Here is a 22,164-nt window from a genome sequence, read left to right as displayed (position 1 = left end):
GTAGCGCCCGCCAGAAGGACCGTCGCATGAGCAGCATCGACCCCGACGAAATCGCCAAGTTCGAGGCGATGGCCGCCGACTGGTGGGACCCGAAGGGCAAGTTCAAGCCCTTGCACATGATGAACCCGGTGCGGCTGGATTACATCGTCAGTCAGATTGCCGGCGAATTTGCCCGCGAGCGCAAGGATCTGCGCCCGCTTTCCGGGCTGCGCGTGCTTGATATCGGATGCGGGGGCGGGCTGGTCGCGGAGCCGATGGCGCGGCTGGGCGCCGAGGTGGTGGGCGCGGACGCGGCCGAGGGCAACATCGCCGTCGCCCGCCTGCATGCCGATCAGCAGGGCCTCGACATCGACTATCGCGCCACCACCGCCGAGGCGCTGGCAGCGGCGGACGAGGTCTTCGATGTCGTCCTGGCGCTTGAGATTGTCGAGCATGTCGCCGATCCGGCCGCCTTCATCGGCACCTGTCACGATCTGGTGCGGCCCGGCGGGCTGGTCATCGCCTCGACACTGAACCGGACCGCGAAAAGCTTTGGCGCGGCGATCATCGGCGCGGAATGGATCATGCGCTGGCTGCCCAGGGGCACCCATGACTGGGCGCGGTTCATCACCCCGGACGAGCTGGCGCAGATGGCCGTCCATGCGGGGTGCGAGGCGGTGGACCGGCGCGGCATGGTCTTCGACCCGATCGGTTTCGGCTGGCGCCTGTCGGATCGCGACCTGTCGGTGAACTATATCCTGACCGCGCGGCGACCCACCTAGCCGGGGCCGCCCTCGAGCCGGATCCGCAATTCGCGCAGCACCGGCAGCGCGCTGCGAACCCGGTCGGCACCGATGTCGCGCACCACCTCGGCGATCAGCGGCATGAAGGCGGCGATGGCCGCGTCGCGGGCCGACCGGCCCGCCGTGCTGATCGACACGAATTTGCGCCGCGCGTCATCCCAGTCGGGCCGGATGTGAACATGCCCCGCCCATTCAAGCCGCGACAGGGTGTTGGTCATCGCGCCGCGGGTGATGTGGAACGCCTCGGCCAGCTGCGCCGGAGTGCGTTCCTCGTTCACATGGGCCAGCAGGTTCAGCACCGAGAAATGCGAGATCTGCATGCCGCGCGGCAGGGCCTTGCTGATCAGGTTGCGCGACAGCTGTTCCGCGATCAGCACCTCGGCGAACAGGCTTGCCGCCAGCCGGTCGGTTGCTTGCCGTTTGTCGATATCTGTCACGGGTTTGTTCATAGGGGTCACGGCATTGTGAAGCGGCGGATCAGGGACCGTCAAAGTCGCGGTCATGGCTCAGCGACGGAATACGGGACCGTGCCCTGTCAACCGCCTGCAGGTCAAGCTGGACAATCGTCACACCCGGAGTCAGCCCGCCATCCGCCAGCACCTTGCCCCAGGGATCGACGGCAAGGCTGTGCCCGTGGCTGCGGCGCGGCTGGCGTTCGCGGCTGTGCGGGGCGGGGTGGGTTCCACATTGCGCGGGCGCCAGCACGAAACAGCCATTCTCGATCGCGCGGGCGCGCAGCAGCACCTGCCAATGCGCCTCGCCGGTGGTCGGGCTGAAGGCAGAGGGCACGGTCAGGATGCGCGCGCCCGCCTGGGCCAGGGTTCTGTAGAGATGCGGGAATCGCAGGTCGTAACAGATCGTCATGCCGACATTCACGCCGCACGCGCGCGCCATCACCGCATGTCCGCCCGGCCGATAGGCGCTGCTTTCGCGATACTGCTCGGTGTCCGAGATCGCGACGTCGAACATGTGCAGCTTGTCATAGCTGGCGGCGATCCCGCCCTCGGGGTCGATCAGGAAGCTGCGGTTGACGAAGCGATCGTCGTTGTCGCCCGATTTCAGCGCCAGCGATCCGATCAGCAGCCAGATTTTGGCCGCCTTCGCCTCGGCGCGCAGCGCCGACAGGGTCGGGTCCTCGTGCTGGACCTGCAGCACCTGCTGCTGGCGCTTGCGGTCGGGGGACAGCAGATTGGTGGCTTCGGGGGTCAGCACGAAACGCGCGCCCTCGGCCACCGCCCGTCGCACCATCGGGATGGTCTGCGACAGGTTGGCCAGCGGGTCGTCACCGACCGTCAGCTGGACCAGACCGACACTCAGCATCCCGGCGTCGCTCATGCTGCGCGCCCCTGCAGAAGCGGGTCCAGCTTGCCGGCGCGGTCCAGCGCGTAAAGCTCGTCGCAGCCGCCGACATGGGTCGGGCCGATGAAGATCTGCGGGACCGTCCGGCGGCCGCCGGCACGCCGGGTCATCTCGGCACGGCGCCCGGGCGCGGCGCCGACATCGATCTCGGCATAGCTGACGCCCTTGCGGTCAAGCAGGGCCCTGGCGGAAACGCAGAAGGGGCAGGTGCGGGTGGCATAGATCTCGATCTTCGGGGCCTGGGTCATGGGGTTCCTGTTTCGCGGCTTCGGGACCAGATCTAGTCATCCTTGACCGCGCGCGCCAGAACCGCGACCGAAATCGGTCCCGATCCGGCCGCCAGCAGCGCCTCGGCCGCCGCGGCCAGCGTCGCGCCCGAGGTCATCACGTCATCGACCAGAAGCACCGCCTTGCCCTCGATCCGCGCGGCGCGGCGCGGGTTCACGGTGATCGCGCCCCGCAGATTGGCAAACCGGTCGCTGACGCTGCGGTGGTCCTGCCCTTCGGTGTGGCGGTGCCGGATCAGCAGATCGGACAGGTGTTCCAGCCGCCTTGCGCGCGCCAGATGGGTCGAGACCAGCGCCGCCTGGTTGTAGCGGCGCTTCATCAACCTTTTCAGATGCAGCGGGACCGGCACGACCACCATGCCGGACCGGACCAGCGGCGCGGCCGCGCGTGACAGCCAGCCCGCCAGCGCGGGCGCCAGATCGGGCCGGTCGCCGTGTTTCAGGGTCAGCACAAGCTGGCGTCCCGTGCCGGCATAGACCACCGCCGCACGCCCTTGCCGCCAGGGCCGCGCGATCGTCAGGCAGTCGTCGCAGATCAGGGAATCATCGCGCGCGCCGCTGCCGTCATCGGGCAGCGGCGCGCCGCAACGCGCGCAGCAGGCGCCGGTGATGAACTGTGTGTCGCGCCAGCAGTCCGGGCACAGCCGGACCCCGTCATCCGGTTCGCCGGCGACAGGCTGCCCGCAGCCAAGGCATTGCGCGGGATAAAGCAGCCTCAGCGCGCCTTTCATCGCCGCGCGAAGCAGCCTATGTTCCTGCCCCATGAACACCCCCTCCGGCCCCGACCGACCCGTGCTGACCGATCGCATCGCGCTGCTGCGTCAGCGCGATCGTGCGAACCGCTCCGGCCATGCAGACATTCTGCATCGAATCGCAGCCGACGAGATCGAGGATAGGCTTGCCGAGATTAACAGATCGTTTACGCGGCCCGCCATCGTGACGGGTTTTTCCGATCCGTGGGCCGCGCGGTTTCCGCAGGCGCGGGTGGTTGCCGACGATCCGCAGCTTGATCTGGCGCCCGGCGCACATGATCTGGTTGTCCACGCGATGGCGTTGCACTGGGCCGACGATCCGGTCGGGCAGATCGTGCAATGCGCCCGCGCATTGCGCGAGGACGGCCTGTTCATCGCCGTCTGCTTCGGCGGGCAGACCCTGTCCGGGATGCGCGCCGCCCTGGCGCAGGCCGAGGCCGAAATCACCGGCGGCCTGTCGCCGCGCGTCCTGCCGATGGGCGAGATCCGGGACATGGGGGCGCTGCTGGCCCGTGCGGGGCTGGCGCTGCCGGTGGCCGATCTGCTGAGCCAGCCGGCCAGCTATCGTGACCTGCTGCATCTTGCCCGCGATCTGCGCGCGATGGGCGAGGGCAACGCGTTGGCCGCCCGGCTGCGCCGTCCGACGCGGGCGGCGGTCTTTGCCCGCGCGGCCGCGATCATGGCCGAACACCACCCCGACCGCGACGATCCGTCCCGTATCGGCGTCACCTTCGATCTGGTCTTTCTGACCGGATGGTCGCCGTCGGACACCCAGCCCAAGCCCTTGCGGCCCGGTTCGGCGCAGACACATCTTGCCGACGCGCTGAACGAAATCAGGAAAAAGACATGAAGCCAGCCACTGCGCCCGCTACCCAGGTCCCAGCCGACCAGATCTCCGCCAACCAGGCCTCGGCCGCCCGCGTGCCCGTCCATGCCGGCCCCGACCATCCGGCAATCCCGGCCGCACGGACCGGCATCCTGATCGCCAATCTGGGCACGCCCGACGGCTATGACTACTGGTCGATGCGGCGCTACCTGAACGAATTCCTGTCGGATCGCCGGGTCATCGACCTGCCGCGCTGGAAATGGCAGCCGCTGTTGCAGGCGATCATCCTGACCAAGCGGCCCTTCACGTCGGGTGCGAACTACAAGCTGATCTGGAACGAGGAAAAGGGCGAAAGCCCGTTGATGACCACCACGCGCGACCAGACAGAGGCGCTGCGCGCGCGCGTGCAGGCCGAATGGGGCGATCAGGTGATGGTCGAGTTCTGCATGCGCTATGGCAACCCCACCACCGACGAGGTGCTGGAGCGCATGGTCAAGGCGGGCTGCCGCCGCATCGTCTTCCTGCCGCTTTATCCGCACTATGCCGGCGCCACCTCGGCCACCGCCAATGACCAGCTGTTCCGGGCGCTGATGAAGCAGACCTGGCAACCCTCGGTGCGGACCTGCGAGCCCTATTTCGACCGACCCGACTATATCGCCGCGCTGGCGGACAGCGTGCGCCGGACGTTGGGGGACCGGGTGCCGACCAAGCTGGTGGCGTCCTATCACGGCATGCCGAAACGCTATCTGATGCAGGGCGACCCGTATCACTGCCAGTGCCAGAAGACCTCGCGCCTGCTGAAGGAGGCGCTGGGCTGGCCCGACGGCATCATCGACACCACCTTCCAGTCGGTCTTCGGCCGCGAGGAATGGCTGCGCCCCTATACCGTGGAACATGTCGCCGATCTGGCGCGGGCGGGCCATACCGACATCGCCGTGATCTCGCCCGCCTTCGCCTCGGACTGCATCGAGACGCTGGAGGAGATCAACGGCGAGATCCGCGAAAGCTTCGAACATGCCGGCGGCAAGGCGTTCACCTATATCCCCTGCCTGAACGACGACCCGGCCCATATCGAGGTGATGCTGAACGTCCTGCGCGACAATCTGGGCGGTTGGGTCTGACGATTCTCGCCTGAAGGGCGTCTGCTATGCGGGACGAAGCAGACCTTGAGACGAAGAACCCGAGAAGATTTTATCCGGGCTTGTAGCAAAGGATCTGAACCGGTTGGGTTCTTCGCTCTTCGATATTGCGAGCAGCGTTACGAACGATTAGGGGGGCTTGCTTCCCCAACAGTATGTGCGTTCCGAAAACGGGTGCTTCGCCCTTTTCCGCGAGCGCAATGGCCGAGTGATAACCCTTGAGATGCTTTTCACCGATATCCGTGGCCGCGATTTCCGAGAAACCTGCATCTTCCAATGCGGCTATGGTATCGGCGGGGCGCATTAGGTAAGCCCCACCTCCGTCTTCCGACCAGGGAACCGGGTGGTGCGGATCACCGACTTCGCCGAGCCCGTGTTCAGTCAAGGCGAAGAACGCCCCCGGCTTCAGGACCCGGAACGCCTCGCTGAAGAAGGCACGTCGATCCGGGACATTCATCGTGACGTGCTGGGTGTAGCCGCCATCGAACGAGTTGTCGCCATAGGGGAGTTTCTGTCCGTCACCGTGCCGACACGCAACCACATCTTCCATTCCGACAAGCGCGCTCAGCCGGTTGGCCGCATCGACAAACGGGGCCGTGATGTCGATGCCGTCGACGTGGCAACCGAAACGCTTCGCGAAATACCTGGCGGGACCGCCAAGCCCGCAGCCGATGTCCACGAGCTGATCCCCCCTTCGGATCGGCAATACATCCGCCAGCTCCACGGTGGCCGGGAACCCCCTGGCATGGAAATGGTCCACGGGAGCGAGTTGTTCAATGGTAACGGAGCTGGGATCAATACCGGCCAATTCCATCGTTTCCAGGATCAGGGAATAGACGTCTCCCTTGCCCCAGTGATCCGCAATGGTCTGCGCGTCCGTCATCTCCGCCCCCTTTTTTGTCGGGCATTGATAGCACACTTCCTGCTGTGCCTGAGGCGGTTTTCTTTGGTCCGCTTGGGGCTCACAGCCGCCATTCATCAGGAACAAAAAAGGAGCCTCGCGGCCCCTTTTTCCTGCGTCACTGATGCAGCCCTGTCACATCAACAGAACCTGCGTGCCGATCGTGGTCAGGCCGAACAACTCCTGGATATGCTCGTTATACAACCCGATGCAGCCGTTCGAGGATTTGCGGCCGATCTTGCGGGTGTCGTGGGTGCCGTGGATGCGGTAATACTGCCAGCTCAGCCACAGCGCATGGGTGCCAAGCGGGTTGTCGGGGCCGGGCGGCACGAAATCGGGCCATTCCGGGTTCCGGGCCTTCATCTCGGGCGTGGGCGCCCAGCTGGGGCCCTCGACCTTCTTGATGACCTCGGTGCGGCCGGTGCGTGTCAGATCCCTGCTGACCGGGATCGATGACGGGTAGAGGCGATAGACGGTTTCATCCTCGGACCAGAAATGCACCGCGCGCGAGGTCAGGTCGCACAGGATCGCGCCATTGGTCAGATTGTCGAAATAGGGCCGCCAGTCCTGCGACCGGAAGCTGGAGATATTGTGGCGCTGGTTCGACTCGGCGTCGTATTGCACGGCGCCCGCGTCAGGCGTGGCGCCGGGGGTCGCCCCGATGATCGGCTGGCCGGTATAGGGATCGATTTGCTGCGCGAAAGAGGGCAACGCCAGACCGGCGGCGCCAAGTGCGGCGGCCGAGCCAAGGAAGGCCCGGCGGTTGAGGGCAGACGATGTGCTCATTGGCATGTGTCCTTCGTTCGACTGACCGTTCTTGCGGACGGCCTTGACTGCTCCGCCTCGTGCGGATGGAAACGGTATAGTCCTGCCTCGCCTGCAGGGCAAATCAAACCGCCGTCAGAGGCGGCGCGGCCACAGGCCGGGGTCCTCACGTATTCGTGCGTTTGAAGGGCGGGTCCGGTTTCTGTAGATCTGCCTGCAATCGCACACGAGGGGTAAGGATAATGATGAATTTCAAGGTGCTCGCGATCCTGTCGTTGATCGCGCTGGCCGCGTGCCAGCCCCGCACCGCGCCACAACTGGGTCCCGATGGTCAGCCGCTGCCGGTCGCGTTCAGGATCGACGAACGCGAAGCCGCGGAAATTCCCGTCCGGGTGTTGCAGCAAGTCAACATGCTGCGGGCCAATCTGGCGTTGCCCCCGATGATGCTGAACCCGCAACTCAGCGCCGCGGCGCTGGCGCATTCGCGCGACATGGCCGCCCAGAACCGCGCCTGGCACTGGGGTTCGGACGGGTCGTCGCCGATCGAGCGTGCGCGTCGCCAGGGCTATTACGGCACGCTGGTCGGCGAGAACATCTCGGAAACCTATGAGAACGACATCCAGACCCTGAATGCCTGGATGAGCGAGCGTGACACCCGCGACGTGATCATGGACCCGGCAGCCAGAAACCTGGGTTTCGCCTGGTATCAGGAACCGTCGGGCAAGGTCTGGTGGACGCTGCTGGCGGGCAGCTGACCCGCCTTGCGACAGAAAGGCCCCGCACCGAAAAGCCCCGGCAGCCGCCGGGGCTTTGTCATCCTGGGGCGCGGGGGTGCCGGCTTCGGCGGTCAGGGATTGATGACGATCGGCACGCCGGGACGCAGCATCGCATAGATTTCCTCGATTTCCTCGTCCTTCACCGCGATGCAGCCCGCTGTCCAGTCGCGCAGCTTGGGGGCCTTGGCGTTGCCCTCGGGGCCGCGGCCATGGATGAAGATGTCGCCGCCCGGCAGGAAACCGAAGGACTGCGCGTGGGCCGAGTCGCGCTCGTTCGGATAGGATACGCCGACCGACAGGTGATAGGCGCTGCGCGGATTGAAGCGGTCGATGAAATAGACGCCTTCCGGCGTCTTGCCGTCTCCCTCGAACTGCTTGTGCCCGATCGGCGCGTTGCCCAGCCCGATGTCATAGGCCTTCACGACGGTCTGGTTGTGCAGCAGATACATCCGCCGCTGGCCCTTCTTGACGACGACCTGGGTCACGGGCGGGCCGTCATAGGCCTTGAACTTGGATGGCGGTTTGCCACACGCCGCCAGCAATGCCAGCAGCGAAAATGTGACGGTTCGGCGGGTCGCTTGGTACATCACTGCCTCGGTCTGTTTCTTGCGTTTTTATGAGGATCAACTACCACGAAAACCCGTTCCGGGCTAGCGGCGCCGGAACTCTGCGGCGATCTCGACATGCGGCGACCAGCGGAACTGATCGACCACCCACAACCGGGTCGGATGCAGCCCGCCCTGGGCCAGAATGCGCGCATCCTTGGCGAAACTGACCGGATCGCAGGCCACGAAGGCCACGCGCCCGACGGTCGAGGCCGCCATCTGGCGGCACTGGGCCTCGGCCCCCGATCGGGGCGGGTCGATCACGATTGCGTCAAAGCGGTTAATTTCGTCGGTCAGCAAGGGGTTGCGCGCCAGATCGCGAATCTCGGTGGTGATGCGATGCAGCCCCGTCGCCGCCCGCCAGCCGCTGTCCAGCGCGGCCAGAGGCGCGGCAAGTCCCTCGACCGCGTGGACCGTTGCGGTCTCGGCAAGGGGCAGGGCGAATGTGCCGCAGCCGGCGAACAGATCGGCGATCCGGGCCGCGCCCGCGGTGATGTCCTGCACAACCGTCCGCAATGCGGCCTCGGCCTCGGCGGTGGCCTGCAGGAAGGCACCGGGCGGCGGCACGATCCGCGCGCGGCCCATCGGCAGGGCCGGCGGTCGGCGCGTGATCGGTTGGCCGTCCCAGTCCAGTCGGGCCAGATCGCCCTGCTCGGCCAGCGCCGCCAGGGCCTGGAACAGCGCCGGGTCCATCGGCTTGCCGCCACGGGCCGCCACGTCCAGCCCGGCAGGGCCGAGGATCACCGTCAGCGTGATTTCAGCCGATCGCGACGCGCCCGTGGCCACGATCCGTCGCAGCAGCGGCAAGGCGGCGGTGATCTCGGGGCGCAGCACATGGCAGTCGGCAAGGTCCACGATCACGGTCGAGGCGCGGGCGTGAAACCCCAGCAACGCCCCCTTTTTCGTCCGCCGGCCCGACAGCACCGCCCGCCGGCGCGAGCGGGGCGGCGAGACATGCATCCCCTGCAACGGCACCTGCACCCCCTGGGCGGCCAGCGCGGTTTCGACCACCTGCCGCTTCCAGGCGCTGGTGAAGCTGTCGGAGGCATGCATCAGCGAACAGCCCCCGCAGGCGCGATAGTGCGGGCAAGGCGGCTTCACCCGCGCAGCCGACGGCGTCAGGATGCGCGCTGCGGCGATCCGGCCGTCCTCGGCCTCGCCCTCGATCTGCTCGCCAGGCAGCGTCAGCGGGGCCAGCGCACGTCCCCGGTCCCCGATCGCCACGCCATCGCCGCGCCGTCCCAGCCTGTCGATCGTCCAGACGCTCACTCGGCGGCCTCTTCGGTGCCCAGGAAACCGCCCGACTGCCGCGCCCAGTAGCGCGCGTAAAGCCCGCCGCGGGCCAGCAGCTCGGCGTGGCTGCCCTGTTCGACGATCCGGCCGGCATCCAGGACGATGATCCGGTCCAGCTCGGCGATGGTGGACAGGCGGTGGGCGATGGCCAGCACCGTCTTGCCGCGCATCGCGCGGACCAGCGCCTCCTGCACCTGCGCCTCGACCTCGCTGTCCAGCGCGCTGGTCGCCTCGTCCAGCACCAGGATCGGGGCGTCCTTGAGGAACGCGCGGGCCAGCGCGATCCGCTGCCGCTGGCCGCCCGACAGCTTGACACCGCGCTCGCCCAGATTGGCGCCATAGCCGCGCCGACCGGCGTGGTCCTGCAGCCCCAGGATGAACTCATGCGCCTCGGCCGCGCGTGCCGCGGCCTCGATCTGCGCGTCGCTGGCGTCGGGCCGTCCATACAGGATGTTGTCGCGCGCCGAGCGGTTGAACATCGCGGTTTCCTGCGTGACCATGCCGATCTGGCGTCGCAGGCTTTCCTGCGTGACGCGGCGCAGATCGTGCCCGTCGATCCGGATCGCGCCGTCCTCGACGTCGTAAAGCCGCAGCAGCAGCGCCACCAGCGTTGACTTCCCCGACCCGGAGGCGCCGACGATCCCGACCTTCTCGCCCGGCGCGATGTCCAGCGTCAGATCGCGGATGCCGCCCTCGTCACGGCCGTAGGCGAAATCCACATGGTCGAACTCGATTCGCCCCGCCACGCCGTCCAGCCTGACCGCGCCCGGCATGTCGGTCAGCGCGTGCGGCGGCGACAGGGTCTTCATGCCGTCCTCGACCTCGCCGACATTGCCCCAGATCCCCATCAGCGCCATGCTGACCCAGCCGGTCATCTGCGACAGCCGCATGGCGATCGCGCCGGAGGCGGCGATGTCGCCCGGCGTCGCCAGCCCCTGCCGCCACAGCAGGATCGCGCCGCCCACCAGGATGACCGGCAGGATGCCTGCGACGATCATCAGCGACAGCCGGAACCAGGTCGAGACGACGCCGAAATCCAGTGCGCGTTCCCGGAACCCGGCCATCGCGCCAAGCGCCGCGCGGTCCTCGTGTTCGGCATGGGCGAACAGCTTGACGGTCTTGATGTTGGTGATCGTGTCCACGACCTGGCCGGTCACCATCGCGCGGGCCGAGGCGCGCGCGCCCGACCGCCGCCTGATGCGCGGCAGGAAGAACCGGATCAGCGCGAAATAGACCCCCAGCCAGACGATCAGCGCCACTGCGCCCCAGCCATCGACCGACAGCAGGAACGCGGCCGAACCGATCACCGAGGCCAGCGCGAAGGCCACCACGTTCACCATCTCGCTGGCGACATCGGTGACGGCGCGGGCGGTCTGCATCTGCTTCTGCGCCAGCCGGCCGGCGAAATCGTCGTCGAAGAAGGTCACCGAATGGCCCATCGTCCAGCGATGCAGCCGCGACAGGACCAGCGGCAGGATGTTCGGCCCGATGATGACGTTGGAACTGGCGGTGGACAGCCCGAAGATCGCCGGACGCAGGATCAGGAAAAAGCCGATGAAGACCGCGACCAGCAGGCCGTTCTCGGCCCAGAAACCACCCGATGTGCTGACGCTGACGGCATCCACGATCCGTCCCAGCAGCATGGCCGAGACCACATCCGCGGCCCCGCCAAGCGCCGAGGTGACGGCCGCGACGGACAGCCCGCGCCATGCCCCCGACAGGCACCAGCGGAAAAAGGCCAGCAACGTGTCGGGCGGCGGCCCGTCGGCGGGCCGAAACGCATCGACCATGCGACCGAAACGCTGATGCAGGCTCATGGCCCGTCCTTTCCGGCCAGCAGGGCCGCGTCGATCAGCGCCGGGGCCGGCATCGCGAAATCGCCCGCGATCCAGGCATCCTCGGCGGCCTTCAGGCCGCGCCCGATCTGGGCGCCCTGCAACTGCGGGATCAGGTCCCTTGCCGCGATCGGCAGGCTGGCGGCGGCGGCATGGGCCAGCCGTGCCTGCCAGCCCTCGGGCAGCGTCTCGCCCTCGGCCGCACGGATCAGCGCATAGTCCGCGCCGGTGGCCTCGCCCAGACGATAGCCTGCCTCGCTCAGCGTCCAACCCTCGGACAGGGCGTGCGCCAGCGCGGCCTGCGTCCTGGCCTCGCCGCGCGACAGGCGCAGCGCCTCGGCCACGCCGGGCGCGCGCAGGCAGGCCAGGCGGCGCGGCCAGGCGGGGGCGAGGCCGTTCTCGGCGGCGATCAGCGATGGCAGCACGGTCGCGTCCGCGCCGGGCAGCACCTGCGCCAGAACGCCGGTTTCGGCCATCAGCGCCAGCGCCGGCCCGGGATCGGGTGCCGCCAGCAGTTTTTTCGTCTCGGCGCCGATGCGTTCGCGCGCGATCCGCCTCAGCCCGTCCTTCAGCCCGGAGCAGGCCGTCACCGCCTCGGGCTCGGCCTCGCGGCCATACCAGGCCAGGAAGCGAAAGAATCGCAGGATGCGCAGATAGTCCTCGCGGATGCGCGCCTCGGGATCGCCCACGAAGCGCAGCCGGCGCGAAACCAGATCGGGCAGCCCGGCGACCGGATCGATCACCTTGCCTGCGCGATCGGCATAAAGCGCGTTCATGGTGAAGTCGCGCCGCCGCGCATCCTCGGACAAGTCATCCGAGAACGCCACCACGGCGCGTCGCCCGTCGGTTTCCACGTCGCGGCGGAATGTCGTGACCTCGAAGCCGCGCCCTGCGGCGATGACGGTGACCGTGCCATGGTCGATGCCGGTCGGCACGGGCTTCAGCCCGGCCGCCTGCGCCAGTCGCATCACCGTTTCGGGGCGGGCATCGGTGGCGATGTCGATGTCCTCCACCGCCTGCCCCAGCAGGGCGTTGCGGACCGCCCCCCCGACCAGCAGGGCACGGTGGCCGTCCGCCTCGATGGCGTCCAGCACCGCGGCCAGCGCCGGATCGTCCAGCAGCCGGTCGGGCAGGGTATCGGGCAGCCGGGTCATTGGCGCAGCCTGCGCGCCAGCCCCAGCAGCATCCGCGCGGTCGCACCCCACAGGTAATAAGGCCCGCATGGCGCGACATAGTAGTTGCGCCAGCCGCCGCGCCAGCGCCGCCGCTCGACCCGGTAGCGGTCGGGATCGGCGATATGGGCGAAGGGCAGGGTGAACACCTCCACGACCTCGCCGGGTTCGGCAATCGGCGTGAAGGGGCCCCTGATGATGCCGACGACGGGCGTCACGGCAAAGCTGGTGACGGTGCGATGCGGCGGCAACATGCCGATCAGATCGACCTGCGCCGGGTCCAGCCCGATCTCTTCGCGGGCCTCGCGCAATGCCGCCGCGACCTCGTTGCTGTCGTTCGGATCGACCTTGCCGCCGGGCAGCGAGATCTGTCCCGGATGGTGACGCAATCCCGAGGCGCGCTTGGTCAGCACCAGCCGCCCGTCATCCTCGTGGAACGCCGCCAGCACGCCCGCCGGCCGGGTCGGCGCATTCGGCGGCGGGGTGCCGTCCAGATCATAGTCCGAACTGGGCGCCTCCTCGGACGCCAGTGCCTCGCGCAGGCCGTGTTCGGACCATTGCGGCGTCACTCGGCGGCCCTGCCCTGCGCGTCGCCGTCATACCGGTCCGGGTCGATCGGCTTGCCATCCTGATCCACCGTCGCCTCGAAGCCGAGGCTGTTGGGATCGAATTCGTAATGGGCGCCGCAGAACTGGCAATCGGCGGTCACCACGCCGTTATCGGTGGTCATGGACGCAATGTCCTTGGCCGAATAGATGGACAGCGTGTCGCGCACCCGGTCCGAGGTGCAGGAACAGCCGAACTCGACGCGTTGCGCATCGAAGACGCGGGGGGTCTCCTCGTGGAACAGTCGCAACAGCAGGTCGGTCGGGCCGACCGTCGGGCCGATCAGCTCCAGCTTCTCGACCGTGTCCAGCAACAGGTTCGCGCGGTTCCAGTCCTCGGATTCGGCGCCCTGCAGGATGTCGGCGGCCTCGATCAGCCCGCCTTCGCCGCTGCCGCCCTCGCCCTCGCCCGCCTCCATCGGCCGGGCGGGCAGCGTCTGCAACATCACGCCGCCGGCCCGCCAGTGTTCCGGCTGCCCCGAAATCTGCGACCGTCCCGAGGCCAGCTGAAAGCGGGTCGGCAGCTGTTCGGACTGGGCGAAATAGGTCTGCGCGCAGGACGACAGAGAGCCGCCGGACAGCGGCGTGATCCCCTGATAGGGCTGGCTGCCCGGTCCCTGGTCGATCAGGATCGCGAAATAGCCGTCCCCGATCTGTTCGAAGGGCGGGCGATCGTCCAGCCGCTCGGGGTCGAAGCTGGCCCAGGCGCGGATGCGCGCGGGCGTGTCGTCGGATTGGGGCGCGAAGAAATCGGCGGCGATCGTGCGAACGGCGCCGTTGCCGCGGACCTGCAGGCTCAACTTCCAGCGCAGCTTGACGGTCGGTCCGGTCAGCGCCGTCAGCAACGCCAGTTCAGCCACCAGCGCGCTGACCGGGGCCGGATAGTCGTGGCGCGACAGGATATGGTCCAGCACGCCGTCCAGCCGCGCGACGCGGCCGCGGATCGATGACCGGTCCAGCTGGAAGGGCAGGACCGTGTCGTCCCAGGCGATCTGGTTGATCTTGCTCATGGCGTATCCTTGAAATCCTTGGGGCACCGCGCACAGGCGGGCCGGGTCGGGGCCCAATATAAGGTTTTCGGCGCCGATCCCAAGGGGGCTGGCGACGGCGCGCCCCTGCGGCATGGGCGGTTCCGCCGCCCGCCGCCCCGCGCTATCAAGGCGCCGATCTAGCAAGGAGCGCCCATGATTCCCCGCTTTGGCCATACCCCTCGACGGGCCCGGCGCTATCGTCTGAGGCCCGGCGCCTACGCGGTCCTGATCCGCGACGGGCGGGTCCTGCTGACCCATCAGGACGCCCCCGACCCCGAGTTCCAGCTGCCCGGTGGCGGGATCGATCCGGGCGAAGGCGCGATCGGCGCGCTGCACCGCGAAGTGCTTGAGGAAACCGGCTGGACGATTTCGGGGCTCTGCCGAATCGGCGCCTATCGGCGGTTCTGCTACATGCCGGATTACGGGATGTGGGCGGAAAAACTGTGCTCGGTTTGGACCGGACGGCCGGTTCTGCGCCGTGCCGCGCCGACGGAACCCGGTCACAGCGCGCATTGGCTGGCGGCGTCCGAGGCCGCCCGCCGCCTGGCCGATCCGGGGGCCCGGGCCTTTCTGCGTGACGCCCTCGCCGGCCGGGGCCGGCGGATCTGATGGCGGCGCCGGGCATGCCCGCCCTTGCGCGATGCCGGGCTCAGTGACGAGGCAGCTTGACCGTCTCGGCCGGGCGCAGATATTCGATCAGCACCGCGGACATGTCGTCGAGCCGTTCGCCGCGGCAGTATTCCGACACCGACCAGGCCATCGATTCCAGGAAGGCGTGTCCGCTCAGAAAGGCGTTGGTCCGCATGATGGCTTCCAGCCCTTCCTCGCCCAGAAGCGGGCCGGCGGAGCTTGACGCCTCGGTGATGCCGTCCGAGGCGATCAGCAGCCGGTCGCCGGGTTCCAGCGTGAATTCGATCTCGTCGAAGATCGGATTGTCGAACACCCCCACCGGCATGCCGCCATTGCCGATCTTCAACACACGTCCGTCGGGCTTTTGCAGCATCGGATGGGGATGACCGGCCTGAACCATCTGGACGCGGCCGGTGAGGTGGTTCAGCTCCGCGTAGATCATGGTGAAATAGCTGTCGGTGCTCATCTCCTCCAGCATCATGTTGTTGAAGAAATGCGCCAGCGCGGCGGGCGTGACCGCGTCGCTGCCGGCCTGCGCCGCGCGCAGCGCGACATTCTGGTCAGCGGCGCCCGACAGATGCACCGAAAGCTGGGCCGTCAGCAGGGCGGCGGTGACGCCGTGGCCCGACACGTCAAGCGCATACAGCCCGACACGGTCGGCATTGATCGGAAAAAACCCGACCAGGTCGCCGCCGATATGTCCGGCCGGGCGCAACAGCAGCGACAGCTGCAGCGGGCCGAACCGGCCGGCGCGTTCGCGCACCAGCCCCTGTTGAAGCTTGCGCGCCTCGCGCAGGTCGCGGTCGATGGCGGCCTGGGTCTCCTCCAGCTTGTCCAGCGCGCGCCGCAGCTGGTCGTTGCTGGCGCGCAGTTCCTCCTCGATGCGCAGGATGCGTTCGCCGGCCGACAGCCGGGCCAGCAATTCCTGCCCGGCGATCGGCTTGGTCAGGAAATCGTCGGCCCCGGCATCAAGCCCCCTGGCGATGTCGCCCTCTTCGGCATTCGAGGTCAACAGCACGAAATAGCCATAGACCTTGCGTGCCCGAGCGCGGAACGCGCGGCAAAGATCCAGACCCGACATGCCGGGCATGACCCAGTCGGAGAGGATGAAATCGGGCTCCAGCCCATCGCACAGCGCCAGCGCCTCGTCCCCCGAAGCGGCCTCGGTGACGGCATAACCCGCCCGGCGCAGCTGCACCCCGATCAGATTCCGCTGCGCGCGGCTGTCATCGACCAGCAGCACCTTGCGGGCCTGGCGCTTGCCTTTGGGTGAGGGCGTGACCTCTGGGGTTCGATTCGCGAAATTCATGTCTGCGGTTCTAGCCGAATGCCTGTAAAGAAGCGGTAAAGCGGCGGCGGGCAGCGCCTTAAATATTCCGAAATCTGTCGCGGTTAACCTGACCCCCGACGATGAAGAAGGCAGGACGCGAAGCGATGATGATCGAATGGGAACACGTGCTGAAACTGCGCGACGATATCGGCAGCGGCGCGTTCGCAAGCGTGGTGGAGATGTTTCTGGACGAGGTCGAGGCGGTCCTGATGCGACTTGATGTCAGCGATGCCGACCAGCTTTGCCGTGACATGCACCTGCTCAAGGGATGCGCGCTGAACCTGGGATTCAGCGAATTCGTCAGACTTTGCGCCATCGGCGAAAGCCGCGCGGCGACCGGGCATGCGTCCCAGGCCGATCTGGACGCCGTCCTGTCGTGCTATTCCCGCTCCAAGCAGCTGTTCCTGCGCGACCTTCCGCATGTCGCCGGCGTCGATCCGCTGGGCGGGCTGGGCGTGGCATAGCCTGTCGGCGGCGCCTCCTCAGACCAGAAGTTCGGCCAGGATGCCGTCATTGGTGATGTCACGATAGGCGAACCCTGCCTGTTCCAGCCTCTGGACCAGCGTGGTCAGGTTGGCAGGCTCGGTCGTTTCGATCCCGATCAGCACCGAGCCGAAGTTGCGGGCCGATTTCTTCAGGTACTCGAACCGCGCGATATCATCGTCCGGACCCAGCAATTGCAGGAAATCGCGCAGTGAACCCGGGCGCTGTGGCATGCGCAGCACGAAATACTTCTTCACGCCGCTGAAACGCTGGGCGCGTTCCTTGACCTCGGGAAGCCGCTCGAAGTCGAAATTGCCGCCCGAACAGACGCAGACGACGGTCTTGCCGGACAGGTCGCCCAGGTCTTCCAGCACGTCCAGCGCCAGCGCCCCTGCCGGTTCCAGCACCACGCCTTCGGTGTTCAGCATCTCCAGCATGGTGCGGCAGATCCGGTCCTCGGGGGCCAGATGCACGTCAGCCGGGCTGAAGCGGCGCAGCGTGTCGAAGGGCAGGGCGCCGATCCGCGCCACCGCCGCGCCATCGACAAAGCTGTCGACGGCCGGCAGCGCGACCGGCGCGCCATGGTCCAGCGCGGCTTTCAGGCTGGCGCCGCCAAGCGGCTCGGCGAAGGCGAAGCGGGTCTCGGCCCCCGTCTCACCCAGATAGCGCGTCACGCCCGCAGACAGCCCGCCGCCGCCGACCGGCAGCACCACCAGATCGGGCGCCCGGCCCAGCTGGTCCAGCATCTCCAGCCCGACCGTCGCCTGTCCCTCGATGATGTCGGGATCGTCGAAGGGCGACAGGAACGCCGCCCCCTGTTCGGCGCAGAAGGCCTGCGCGGCGGCCAGGGTCTGGTCGAAATAATCCCCCGTCAGCACGATCTCGATGGCGTCGCCGCCGAAGATGCGGGTCTTGTGGATCTTCTGTTGCGGCGTGGTGATCGGCATGAAGATCGTGCCCCGCGCGCCGAAATGGCGGCAGGCATAGGCGACGCCCTGGGCGTGGTTGCCGGCGCTGGCGCAGACGAAATGCGCGTTCGTGCCCGGCCTGTCGCCCACAAGCTTGCGCATCGCGTTGAAGGCGCCGCGCAGCTTGTAGCTGCGGACCGGCGTCAGGTCCTCGCGCTTGAGCCAGATGTCGGCGCCATGTTTCGCCGACAGATGATCGTTGCGCTGCAACGGCGTGGGCCCGAACAGGTCGCGAAGCGCGGCCTCGGCATTCTTGACGGAGGCGACAAAGTTTTCCATCCCCGCGCCATGCCCCGAAAGCGCAAACTTGGCAAGGGCCGCGCACGGTTATTGCGCGCGCCGCCCTTGTGACACCGCGCGATTGGCCTTATTCCCCACGACAAAATCCAAAGGGGTCCGCCATGTCCGACGCGCCGAAGAAAGTCGTCCTTGCCTATTCCGGGGGGCTCGACACCTCTATCATCCTGAAATGGCTGCAAACCGAATATGGCTGCGAGGTCATCACCTTCACCGCCGATCTTGGCCAGGGCGAGGAACTGGAACCCGCGCGCGCCAAGGCCGAATTGCTGGGCATCGCGCCCCAGAACATCCATATCGAGGACCTGCGCGAGGAATTCGTGCGCGACTTCGTCTTCCCGATGTTCCGCGCAAATGCCCTCTACGAGGGTCTTTACCTGCTGGGCACCTCGATCGCCCGCCCGCTGATTTCCAAGCGGCTGGTCGAGCTGGCACATCAACACGGCGCCGACGCGGTGGCCCACGGCGCGACCGGCAAGGGCAATGACCAGGTCCGCTTCGAGTTGTCGGCCTATGCGCTGGACCCGGCGATCAAGGTCATCGCGCCGTGGCGCGAATGGGACCTGTCCTCGCGCACGAAGCTGCTGGAATTCGCCGAACAGAACCAGATCCCGATCGCCAAGGACAAGCGCGGCGAGGCACCCTTCAGCGTGGACGCGAACCTGCTGCACACCAGCAGCGAGGGCAAGGCCCTGGAAGATCCGGCCGTGGAGGCGCCCGATTACGTCTATCAGCGCACCGTGAACCCCGAGGACGCCCCCGATACGCCCGAGCATGTCGAGATCACCTTCGAAAGGGGCGACGCGGTGGCGATCAACGGCGCCAAACTGTCGCCCGCCACGATCCTGACCGACCTGAACGAGTACGGACGCAAGCACGGCATCGGCCGGCTGGATTTCGTGGAAAACCGTTTCGTCGGCATGAAGTCGCGCGGCATCTATGAAACCCCCGGCGGCACGATCCTGCTCGAGGCCCATCGCGGCATCGAACAGATCACGCTGGACAGCGGCGCGGGCCATCTGAAGGACAGCCTGATGCCGCGCTATGCCGAACTGATCTATAACGGCTTCTGGTTCAGCCCCGAACGCGAGATGCTGCAGGCCGCCATCGACAAATCCCAGGAGCATGTCACCGGAACCGTCCGGCTGAAGCTCTACAAGGGCAGCGTCACCTGCGTCGGCCGCTGGTCCGATCACTCGCTTTACAGCGAAGCCCATGTCACCTTCGAGGATGACGCCGGCGCCTACGACCAGAAGGACGCGGCAGGCTTCATCAAGCTGAATGCGCTGCGCCTGAAACTGGTCGCGAACCGCAATGCGCGGGTGAAATAGATCGACGGGCGGGGCTGCGCCGGCCTGGTGCAGCCCCGCCGTGGTCCTGACGGATGGATGCTGGCATGGCGACCCCGGATTACGCCCTGACGATGGCACGCTATAACCGCTGGCAGAACGGCAACCTGCTGCGCGCGGCCGACCGGATCGGGGCCGATCAGCGGGCGCGGGACCGGGGGGCCTTCTTCGGCTCGATCGAGAAGACGTTTCACCATGTCTATTGGGCGGACCGGATCTGGATGAGCCGGTTTGCCGATGTCCCGGCACCGGCAGGCGGCATCGCGCAGTCGGTGGATTTCGACGGCGGATGGGACGATTTCCGCCAGGCCCGGACCGATCTGGATGACAAGATGCTGGACTGGGCGAGCGGCCTCGGTTCAGACTGGTTCGACGGCGACCTCAGCTGGTTCTCGGGTGCGATGGGGCGCGAGATGAGCAAGCCAAGGCGCCTCGTGGTGATGCATATCTTCAACCACCAGACCCATCATCGCGGCCAGATCCACGCGATGCTGACCGCAGCCGGCGAACGGCCCGGCGACACCGATCTGCCGTTCATGCCGGAAGACGACGAAACCGCCTGATCCGAAAGGTTGCACTCATGACCCGTCCCGCCCGCATCGCCATCGTGACCGTGTCGGACCGCGCCGCGCGCGGAGAATACGAGGACAAGGGCGGCCCCGGCGCAGAGGACTGGTTGCGCGATGTCATCACCTCGCCGGTTGAGATCGCCCGCCACATCGTCCCCGACGGCCGCGAAGGCGTGGCCGCGAAACTGCGCGAACTTGTCGAAGGGGGTGCCGACCTGATCCTCGTCACCGGCGGCACCGGCCCCGCGCCGCGCGACCAGACGCCCGAGGCGGTCATGGACGTGGCCGAACGCGAATATCCCGGCTTTGGCGAGGAGATGCGCCGCGCGTCGCTGCGCGAGGTGCCGACCGCGATCCTGTCGCGCCAGACGGCTGTCAGCCGCGACGCCACGCTGATCATCACCATCCCCGGCAAGCCCTCGGCCATCGCCACCTGCCTGAACGCGGTGTTTGCGGCGGTGCCCTATTGCCTCGATCTGCTCGGCGCGGCCCGTATCGAAACCGATCCGGCCAGGATCGAGGCCTTCCGGCCAAAGGCCGGATAGAGTGGCGGGCCCGGACCGGCCCGCCGCTGGGGCGGCCGGCGGACGCCCAAAGCCAGGGGGGGCTCAGTCGGATGCCTTTTTCCGGCTGCGCTTGACTGCGGGGGCTTTGGGTTTTGCGGCGGCAACGCGCTTTTCGTCGCGTTCCAGCCGGGCCTCGCGTAGCCGGGTGGAAATTTCATCCCGGCGCGAGCGGTCCTCCTCGATGATCAGCTTGGCGGCAGCGGTCGTCCTGTCCTGCAGCGTTTCCGGCGGCCTGAAATGCTGACCGAACAGCGGGCTTGGTTTTTCCTTGCGTGTCACATGGGTCCTAACTGAAAGATCGGCATGTCCTGCCGCGTTGCGGATGGGCCTTGTCTGACCCGAATGTTTGCCGGTCGCCTGACACGACCCGTCGGGCGCAGCCGATGATCGCCATGGGGTTCCGGCTTGCGCGGCACTGTTCTGAAGTGATCGCACGACCCCTTGGTACCGCCCGCACATGCCCGGTGGCCTCGTCCACATATAGGGTATCTTGCGGCGATTACATCATATTCCCTGCGGATTTGTGCGGTTCACGTTCCCGCGGTCGCACGCCGCGCGTCGGCAGCCCGGCTGCATGGACGGCGCGGATGGCGCAACGCCTGGCCGTTCGCAAGCTGTGGACAGCCTGTGCATGTCCGGTGTCGCCCAGGTGCACGCCCTGTGCAGCCGGAAACCCGGCATTTGCTGGCGCTTCCCGACGGCCTGCCCGAAACATCGCATCACGCAACGCACGCATGCTGCACGCAACGCCTCAGCCGCCGAACAGCCGCAACGCGACCGGCGCGATGATCGCCGTCAGCACCGCGTTCAGTCCCATGCCGATGCCCGAAAACGCGCCCGCCGTCTCGTTCACCTGGAAGGCGCGGGCGGTTCCGATCCCGTGGGCGGCCACGCCCACCGAAAAACCCCTTGCCCGCCAGTCTGTTACGCGCAGCGCGTCCAGCAGAGGCGTGACGATGATCGCCCCGAAGATGCCGGTCAGCAGAACCAGCGCGGCGGTCAGCGTGGGCTGGCCGCCAAGCCGTTCGGCGATCCCGATGGCGACCGGCGCCGTGGTCGATTTCGGCGCCAGAGAGGCCAGGACAGAGCCCTGGATTCCAAGGGATTTCGCGATCGCCAGCGCCGAAACCACGGCAACCGACGAGCCCACCAGCAACCCCGCCAGCATCGGCCACGCGGCCTTGCGCACGCGCGGCAGGTTGTCATAGAGCGGAAGCCCCAGCGCCACGGTCGCCGGCCCCAGCATGAAGTGGACGAACTGCGCCCCCTCGAAATAGGTCGCGTAATCGGTGCCCGTCACCAACAGCATCAGCGCAAGCAGGATGATCGCGATCATGACAGGATTTGCCCAGCTTTTCCGTTTGCTTGCGCGAAACGCCGCGTCCCCGATCAGATAGGCGACCAGCGTCGCCGTCAGCCACAGCAGCGGGCCTTCGGACAGATAGGACCAGATCAGCAGCGGATCACTCATCGCCCCGGCCCTTGATCGCGGTCGGGTCTTCGGACCCGGCCAATCGTGCGACCGCCGTGAACGCAAGCGCGCCCGCGCCGATGGCCAGCACCGTCGATCCCGCCAGCGCCAGCGCAAGCCCCAGCCCATGATCGCGCAGCAGTTCCCAATGGGCCACGATCCCTACGCCCGCCGGCACGAAGAACAGCGACAGATGTTGCAGCAGCCCCATCGTGGTGGGTCGGATCCGGTCGGCAAGGGCGGGCCTGGCGATACAGGTTCCCACCAGCAGCAGCAGTCCGACGACAGGACCGGGCAGCGGCAGGTCCAGCGCCCGCGAGGCGACCTCGCCGACAAGCTGGAAGGACAGGATGATGGCAAGCGTGGCGATCAT

26 protein-coding genes are annotated in these 22,164 nt (G+C 67.4%); 9 read left to right on the top strand and 17 right to left on the bottom strand.

Translation table 11 applies throughout. The features are described 5' to 3' along the window. Positions 1–26 precede the first annotated feature (26 nt). Complete coding sequence (gene ubiG / locus L1965_RS04815; protein ID WP_235755276.1) at positions 27–761, top strand: bifunctional 2-polyprenyl-6-hydroxyphenol methylase/3-demethylubiquinol 3-O-methyltransferase UbiG; 735 nt, start codon at positions 27–29, stop codon at positions 759–761. Here the strand turns inward: ubiG and L1965_RS04810 are convergent. The 4 genes from L1965_RS04810 to L1965_RS04795 are packed head-to-tail and all read right to left on the bottom strand — an operon-like array spanning position 758 to position 3,192. Next, complete coding sequence (locus L1965_RS04810) at positions 758–1,219, bottom strand: MarR family winged helix-turn-helix transcriptional regulator (RefSeq protein ID WP_235755275.1); 462 nt, start codon at positions 1,217–1,219, stop codon at positions 758–760. The two genes, ubiG and L1965_RS04810, sit on opposite strands and share 4 nt — an antisense overlap. Positions 1,220–1,259: 40 nt before the next feature. Next, entirely contained in the window at positions 1,260–2,117 is an 858-nt protein-coding gene (locus L1965_RS04805; RefSeq protein ID WP_235755274.1) for a carbon-nitrogen hydrolase family protein, read from the bottom strand. After that, on the bottom strand, positions 2,114–2,389 hold the full coding sequence (gene grxC / locus L1965_RS04800; RefSeq protein WP_235755273.1) for a glutaredoxin 3: 276 nt from the start codon (positions 2,387–2,389) through the stop codon (positions 2,114–2,116). The genes L1965_RS04805 and grxC overlap by 4 nt, the downstream gene beginning before the upstream one ends. A gap of 32 nt (positions 2,390–2,421) precedes the next feature. Further along, entirely contained in the window at positions 2,422–3,192 is a 771-nt protein-coding gene (locus tag L1965_RS04795; protein ID WP_235755272.1) for a double zinc ribbon domain-containing protein, read from the bottom strand. On the opposite strand from L1965_RS04795, the gene L1965_RS04790 reads away from it, so the two are divergent. Together L1965_RS04790 and hemH are read left to right on the top strand one after the other, a co-directional pair. Beyond that, positions 3,191–4,030, top strand: coding sequence for a class I SAM-dependent methyltransferase (locus tag L1965_RS04790; protein ID WP_235755271.1), 840 nt, complete (start codon positions 3,191–3,193; stop codon positions 4,028–4,030). The genes L1965_RS04795 and L1965_RS04790 overlap by 2 nt on opposite strands. Next, entirely contained in the window at positions 4,027–5,127 is a 1,101-nt protein-coding gene (gene hemH / locus L1965_RS04785; protein WP_235755270.1) for a ferrochelatase, read from the top strand. The genes L1965_RS04790 and hemH overlap by 4 nt, the downstream gene beginning before the upstream one ends. 70 nt (positions 5,128–5,197) lie before the next feature. Here hemH and L1965_RS04780 read toward each other — a convergent pair whose 3' ends face one another. Together L1965_RS04780 and L1965_RS04775 are read right to left on the bottom strand one after the other, a co-directional pair. Continuing rightward, positions 5,198–6,028, bottom strand: a complete 831-nt coding sequence (locus L1965_RS04780) for a class I SAM-dependent methyltransferase (RefSeq protein ID WP_235755269.1) — start codon at positions 6,026–6,028, stop codon at positions 5,198–5,200. A 153-nt stretch (positions 6,029–6,181) separates the two neighbouring features. Beyond that, a complete protein-coding gene (locus L1965_RS04775; RefSeq protein WP_439332047.1) occupies positions 6,182–6,832 on the bottom strand; it encodes a L,D-transpeptidase in 651 nt (216 codons plus the stop codon). A gap of 221 nt (positions 6,833–7,053) precedes the next feature. Between L1965_RS04775 and dalA the strand changes: the two genes are divergently transcribed. After that, entirely contained in the window at positions 7,054–7,566 is a 513-nt protein-coding gene (gene dalA, locus L1965_RS04770) for a divisome-associated lipoprotein DalA (protein WP_235755267.1), read from the top strand. A 92-nt stretch (positions 7,567–7,658) separates the two neighbouring features. Here dalA and L1965_RS04765 read toward each other — a convergent pair whose 3' ends face one another. The 6 genes from L1965_RS04765 to hslO all read right to left on the bottom strand — a co-directional run bounded on the left by L1965_RS04765 (position 7,659) and on the right by hslO (position 14,107). Further along, positions 7,659–8,174, bottom strand: a complete 516-nt coding sequence (locus L1965_RS04765; RefSeq protein WP_235755266.1) for a L,D-transpeptidase family protein — start codon at positions 8,172–8,174, stop codon at positions 7,659–7,661. A 63-nt stretch (positions 8,175–8,237) separates the two neighbouring features. Further along, positions 8,238–9,461 (bottom strand): class I SAM-dependent RNA methyltransferase, encoded by a 1,224-nt coding sequence (locus tag L1965_RS04760; RefSeq protein ID WP_235755265.1) that lies wholly within the window; start codon positions 9,459–9,461, stop codon positions 8,238–8,240. Then, positions 9,458–11,302 carry an ABC transporter ATP-binding protein gene (locus L1965_RS04755; RefSeq protein WP_235755264.1) on the bottom strand — a complete coding sequence of 615 codons (1,845 nt, stop codon included), beginning with the start codon at positions 11,300–11,302 and terminating at the stop codon, positions 9,458–9,460. The genes L1965_RS04760 and L1965_RS04755 overlap by 4 nt, the downstream gene beginning before the upstream one ends. After that, complete coding sequence (locus L1965_RS04750; protein WP_235755263.1) at positions 11,299–12,474, bottom strand: CCA tRNA nucleotidyltransferase; 1,176 nt, start codon at positions 12,472–12,474, stop codon at positions 11,299–11,301. The genes L1965_RS04755 and L1965_RS04750 overlap by 4 nt, the downstream gene beginning before the upstream one ends. Then, complete coding sequence (locus L1965_RS04745) at positions 12,471–13,061, bottom strand: NUDIX hydrolase (protein WP_235755262.1); 591 nt, start codon at positions 13,059–13,061, stop codon at positions 12,471–12,473. The genes L1965_RS04750 and L1965_RS04745 overlap by 4 nt, the downstream gene beginning before the upstream one ends. Next, on the bottom strand, positions 13,058–14,107 hold the full coding sequence (gene hslO, locus L1965_RS04740; protein ID WP_235755261.1) for an Hsp33 family molecular chaperone HslO: 1,050 nt from the start codon (positions 14,105–14,107) through the stop codon (positions 13,058–13,060). Before hslO ends, L1965_RS04745 begins: the two co-directional genes overlap by 4 nt. A gap of 174 nt (positions 14,108–14,281) precedes the next feature. On the opposite strand from hslO, the gene L1965_RS04735 reads away from it, so the two are divergent. Then, entirely contained in the window at positions 14,282–14,737 is a 456-nt protein-coding gene (locus tag L1965_RS04735) for an NUDIX domain-containing protein (RefSeq protein WP_235755260.1), read from the top strand. A gap of 40 nt (positions 14,738–14,777) precedes the next feature. Here L1965_RS04735 and L1965_RS04730 read toward each other — a convergent pair whose 3' ends face one another. After that, positions 14,778–16,067, bottom strand: coding sequence for a PP2C family protein-serine/threonine phosphatase (locus tag L1965_RS04730; protein ID WP_235755259.1), 1,290 nt, complete (start codon positions 16,065–16,067; stop codon positions 14,778–14,780). Positions 16,068–16,192: 125 nt separating this feature from the next. Between L1965_RS04730 and L1965_RS04725 the strand changes: the two genes are divergently transcribed. Beyond that, positions 16,193–16,552, top strand: coding sequence for an Hpt domain-containing protein (locus L1965_RS04725; RefSeq protein WP_235755258.1), 360 nt, complete (start codon positions 16,193–16,195; stop codon positions 16,550–16,552). An 18-nt stretch (positions 16,553–16,570) separates the two neighbouring features. On the opposite strand, the gene ilvA is transcribed toward L1965_RS04725, so the two are convergent. Continuing rightward, positions 16,571–17,818 carry a threonine ammonia-lyase IlvA gene (ilvA, locus tag L1965_RS04720; protein ID WP_235755257.1) on the bottom strand — a complete coding sequence of 416 codons (1,248 nt, stop codon included), beginning with the start codon at positions 17,816–17,818 and terminating at the stop codon, positions 16,571–16,573. A gap of 122 nt (positions 17,819–17,940) precedes the next feature. Here ilvA and L1965_RS04715 point away from each other — a divergent pair, with 122 nt between their 5' ends. The 3 genes from L1965_RS04715 to mog all read left to right on the top strand — a co-directional run bounded on the left by L1965_RS04715 (position 17,941) and on the right by mog (position 20,299). Further along, complete coding sequence (locus tag L1965_RS04715; RefSeq protein WP_235755256.1) at positions 17,941–19,167, top strand: argininosuccinate synthase; 1,227 nt, start codon at positions 17,941–17,943, stop codon at positions 19,165–19,167. A gap of 65 nt (positions 19,168–19,232) precedes the next feature. After that, complete coding sequence (locus L1965_RS04710) at positions 19,233–19,748, top strand: DinB family protein (protein ID WP_235755255.1); 516 nt, start codon at positions 19,233–19,235, stop codon at positions 19,746–19,748. Between the two features lie 17 nt (positions 19,749–19,765). Further along, positions 19,766–20,299, top strand: a complete 534-nt coding sequence (gene mog, locus L1965_RS04705; protein ID WP_235755254.1) for a molybdopterin adenylyltransferase — start codon at positions 19,766–19,768, stop codon at positions 20,297–20,299. A 63-nt stretch (positions 20,300–20,362) separates the two neighbouring features. On the opposite strand, the gene L1965_RS04700 is transcribed toward mog, so the two are convergent. The 3 genes from L1965_RS04700 to L1965_RS04690 all read right to left on the bottom strand — a co-directional run bounded on the left by L1965_RS04700 (position 20,363) and on the right by L1965_RS04690 (position 22,164). Continuing rightward, positions 20,363–20,599 carry a hypothetical protein gene (locus L1965_RS04700; protein WP_235755253.1) on the bottom strand — a complete coding sequence of 79 codons (237 nt, stop codon included), beginning with the start codon at positions 20,597–20,599 and terminating at the stop codon, positions 20,363–20,365. A gap of 472 nt (positions 20,600–21,071) precedes the next feature. Continuing rightward, complete coding sequence (locus tag L1965_RS04695; RefSeq protein ID WP_235755252.1) at positions 21,072–21,791, bottom strand: LrgB family protein; 720 nt, start codon at positions 21,789–21,791, stop codon at positions 21,072–21,074. Next, positions 21,784–22,164: a CidA/LrgA family protein gene (locus tag L1965_RS04690; protein WP_235755251.1), complete on the bottom strand. Its 381-nt coding sequence runs from the start codon at positions 22,162–22,164 to the stop codon at positions 21,784–21,786. The genes L1965_RS04695 and L1965_RS04690 overlap by 8 nt, the downstream gene beginning before the upstream one ends.

The organism is Paracoccus salsus (assembly GCF_021556615.1).
In the GTDB taxonomy this organism is placed as follows: Bacteria; Pseudomonadota; Alphaproteobacteria; order Rhodobacterales; family Rhodobacteraceae; genus Paracoccus; species Paracoccus salsus.
The sequence above is the reverse complement of the archived record's forward strand: the minus strand, read 5'-3'. Positions and strand labels throughout refer to the sequence as shown.

Excerpts from the sequence above, each read along its gene's own strand:
- ubiG (WP_235755276.1), top strand. The coding sequence starts at position 27 with ATGAGCAGCATCGACCCCGACGAAATCGCCAAGTTCGAGGCGATGGCC.
- L1965_RS04805 (WP_235755274.1), bottom strand. The coding sequence starts at position 2,117 with ATGAGCGACGCCGGGATGCTGAGTGTCGGTCTGGTCCAGCTGACGGTC.
- grxC (WP_235755273.1), bottom strand. The coding sequence starts at position 2,389 with ATGACCCAGGCCCCGAAGATCGAGATCTATGCCACCCGCACCTGCCCC.
- L1965_RS04790 (WP_235755271.1), top strand. The coding sequence starts at position 3,191 with ATGAACACCCCCTCCGGCCCCGACCGACCCGTGCTGACCGATCGCATC.
- L1965_RS04795 (WP_235755272.1), bottom strand. The coding sequence starts at position 3,192 with ATGGGGCAGGAACATAGGCTGCTTCGCGCGGCGATGAAAGGCGCGCTG.
- hemH (WP_235755270.1), top strand. The coding sequence starts at position 4,027 with ATGAAGCCAGCCACTGCGCCCGCTACCCAGGTCCCAGCCGACCAGATC.
- L1965_RS04780 (WP_235755269.1), bottom strand. The coding sequence starts at position 6,028 with ATGACGGACGCGCAGACCATTGCGGATCACTGGGGCAAGGGAGACGTC.
- L1965_RS04775 (WP_439332047.1), bottom strand. The coding sequence starts at position 6,832 with ATGAGCACATCGTCTGCCCTCAACCGCCGGGCCTTCCTTGGCTCGGCC.
- dalA (WP_235755267.1), top strand. The coding sequence starts at position 7,054 with ATGATGAATTTCAAGGTGCTCGCGATCCTGTCGTTGATCGCGCTGGCC.
- L1965_RS04765 (WP_235755266.1), bottom strand. The coding sequence starts at position 8,174 with ATGTACCAAGCGACCCGCCGAACCGTCACATTTTCGCTGCTGGCATTG.
- L1965_RS04755 (WP_235755264.1), bottom strand. The coding sequence starts at position 11,302 with ATGAGCCTGCATCAGCGTTTCGGTCGCATGGTCGATGCGTTTCGGCCC.
- L1965_RS04750 (WP_235755263.1), bottom strand. The coding sequence starts at position 12,474 with ATGACCCGGCTGCCCGATACCCTGCCCGACCGGCTGCTGGACGATCCG.
- hslO (WP_235755261.1), bottom strand. The coding sequence starts at position 14,107 with ATGAGCAAGATCAACCAGATCGCCTGGGACGACACGGTCCTGCCCTTC.
- L1965_RS04735 (WP_235755260.1), top strand. The coding sequence starts at position 14,282 with ATGATTCCCCGCTTTGGCCATACCCCTCGACGGGCCCGGCGCTATCGT.
- L1965_RS04730 (WP_235755259.1), bottom strand. The coding sequence starts at position 16,067 with ATGAATTTCGCGAATCGAACCCCAGAGGTCACGCCCTCACCCAAAGGC.
- L1965_RS04725 (WP_235755258.1), top strand. The coding sequence starts at position 16,193 with ATGATGATCGAATGGGAACACGTGCTGAAACTGCGCGACGATATCGGC.
- ilvA (WP_235755257.1), bottom strand. The coding sequence starts at position 17,818 with ATGGAAAACTTTGTCGCCTCCGTCAAGAATGCCGAGGCCGCGCTTCGC.
- L1965_RS04715 (WP_235755256.1), top strand. The coding sequence starts at position 17,941 with ATGTCCGACGCGCCGAAGAAAGTCGTCCTTGCCTATTCCGGGGGGCTC.
- L1965_RS04710 (WP_235755255.1), top strand. The coding sequence starts at position 19,233 with ATGGCGACCCCGGATTACGCCCTGACGATGGCACGCTATAACCGCTGG.
- mog (WP_235755254.1), top strand. The coding sequence starts at position 19,766 with ATGACCCGTCCCGCCCGCATCGCCATCGTGACCGTGTCGGACCGCGCC.
- L1965_RS04695 (WP_235755252.1), bottom strand. The coding sequence starts at position 21,791 with ATGAGTGATCCGCTGCTGATCTGGTCCTATCTGTCCGAAGGCCCGCTG.
- L1965_RS04690 (WP_235755251.1), bottom strand. The coding sequence starts at position 22,164 with ATGATCGCCACGCTTGCCATCATCCTGTCCTTCCAGCTTGTCGGCGAG.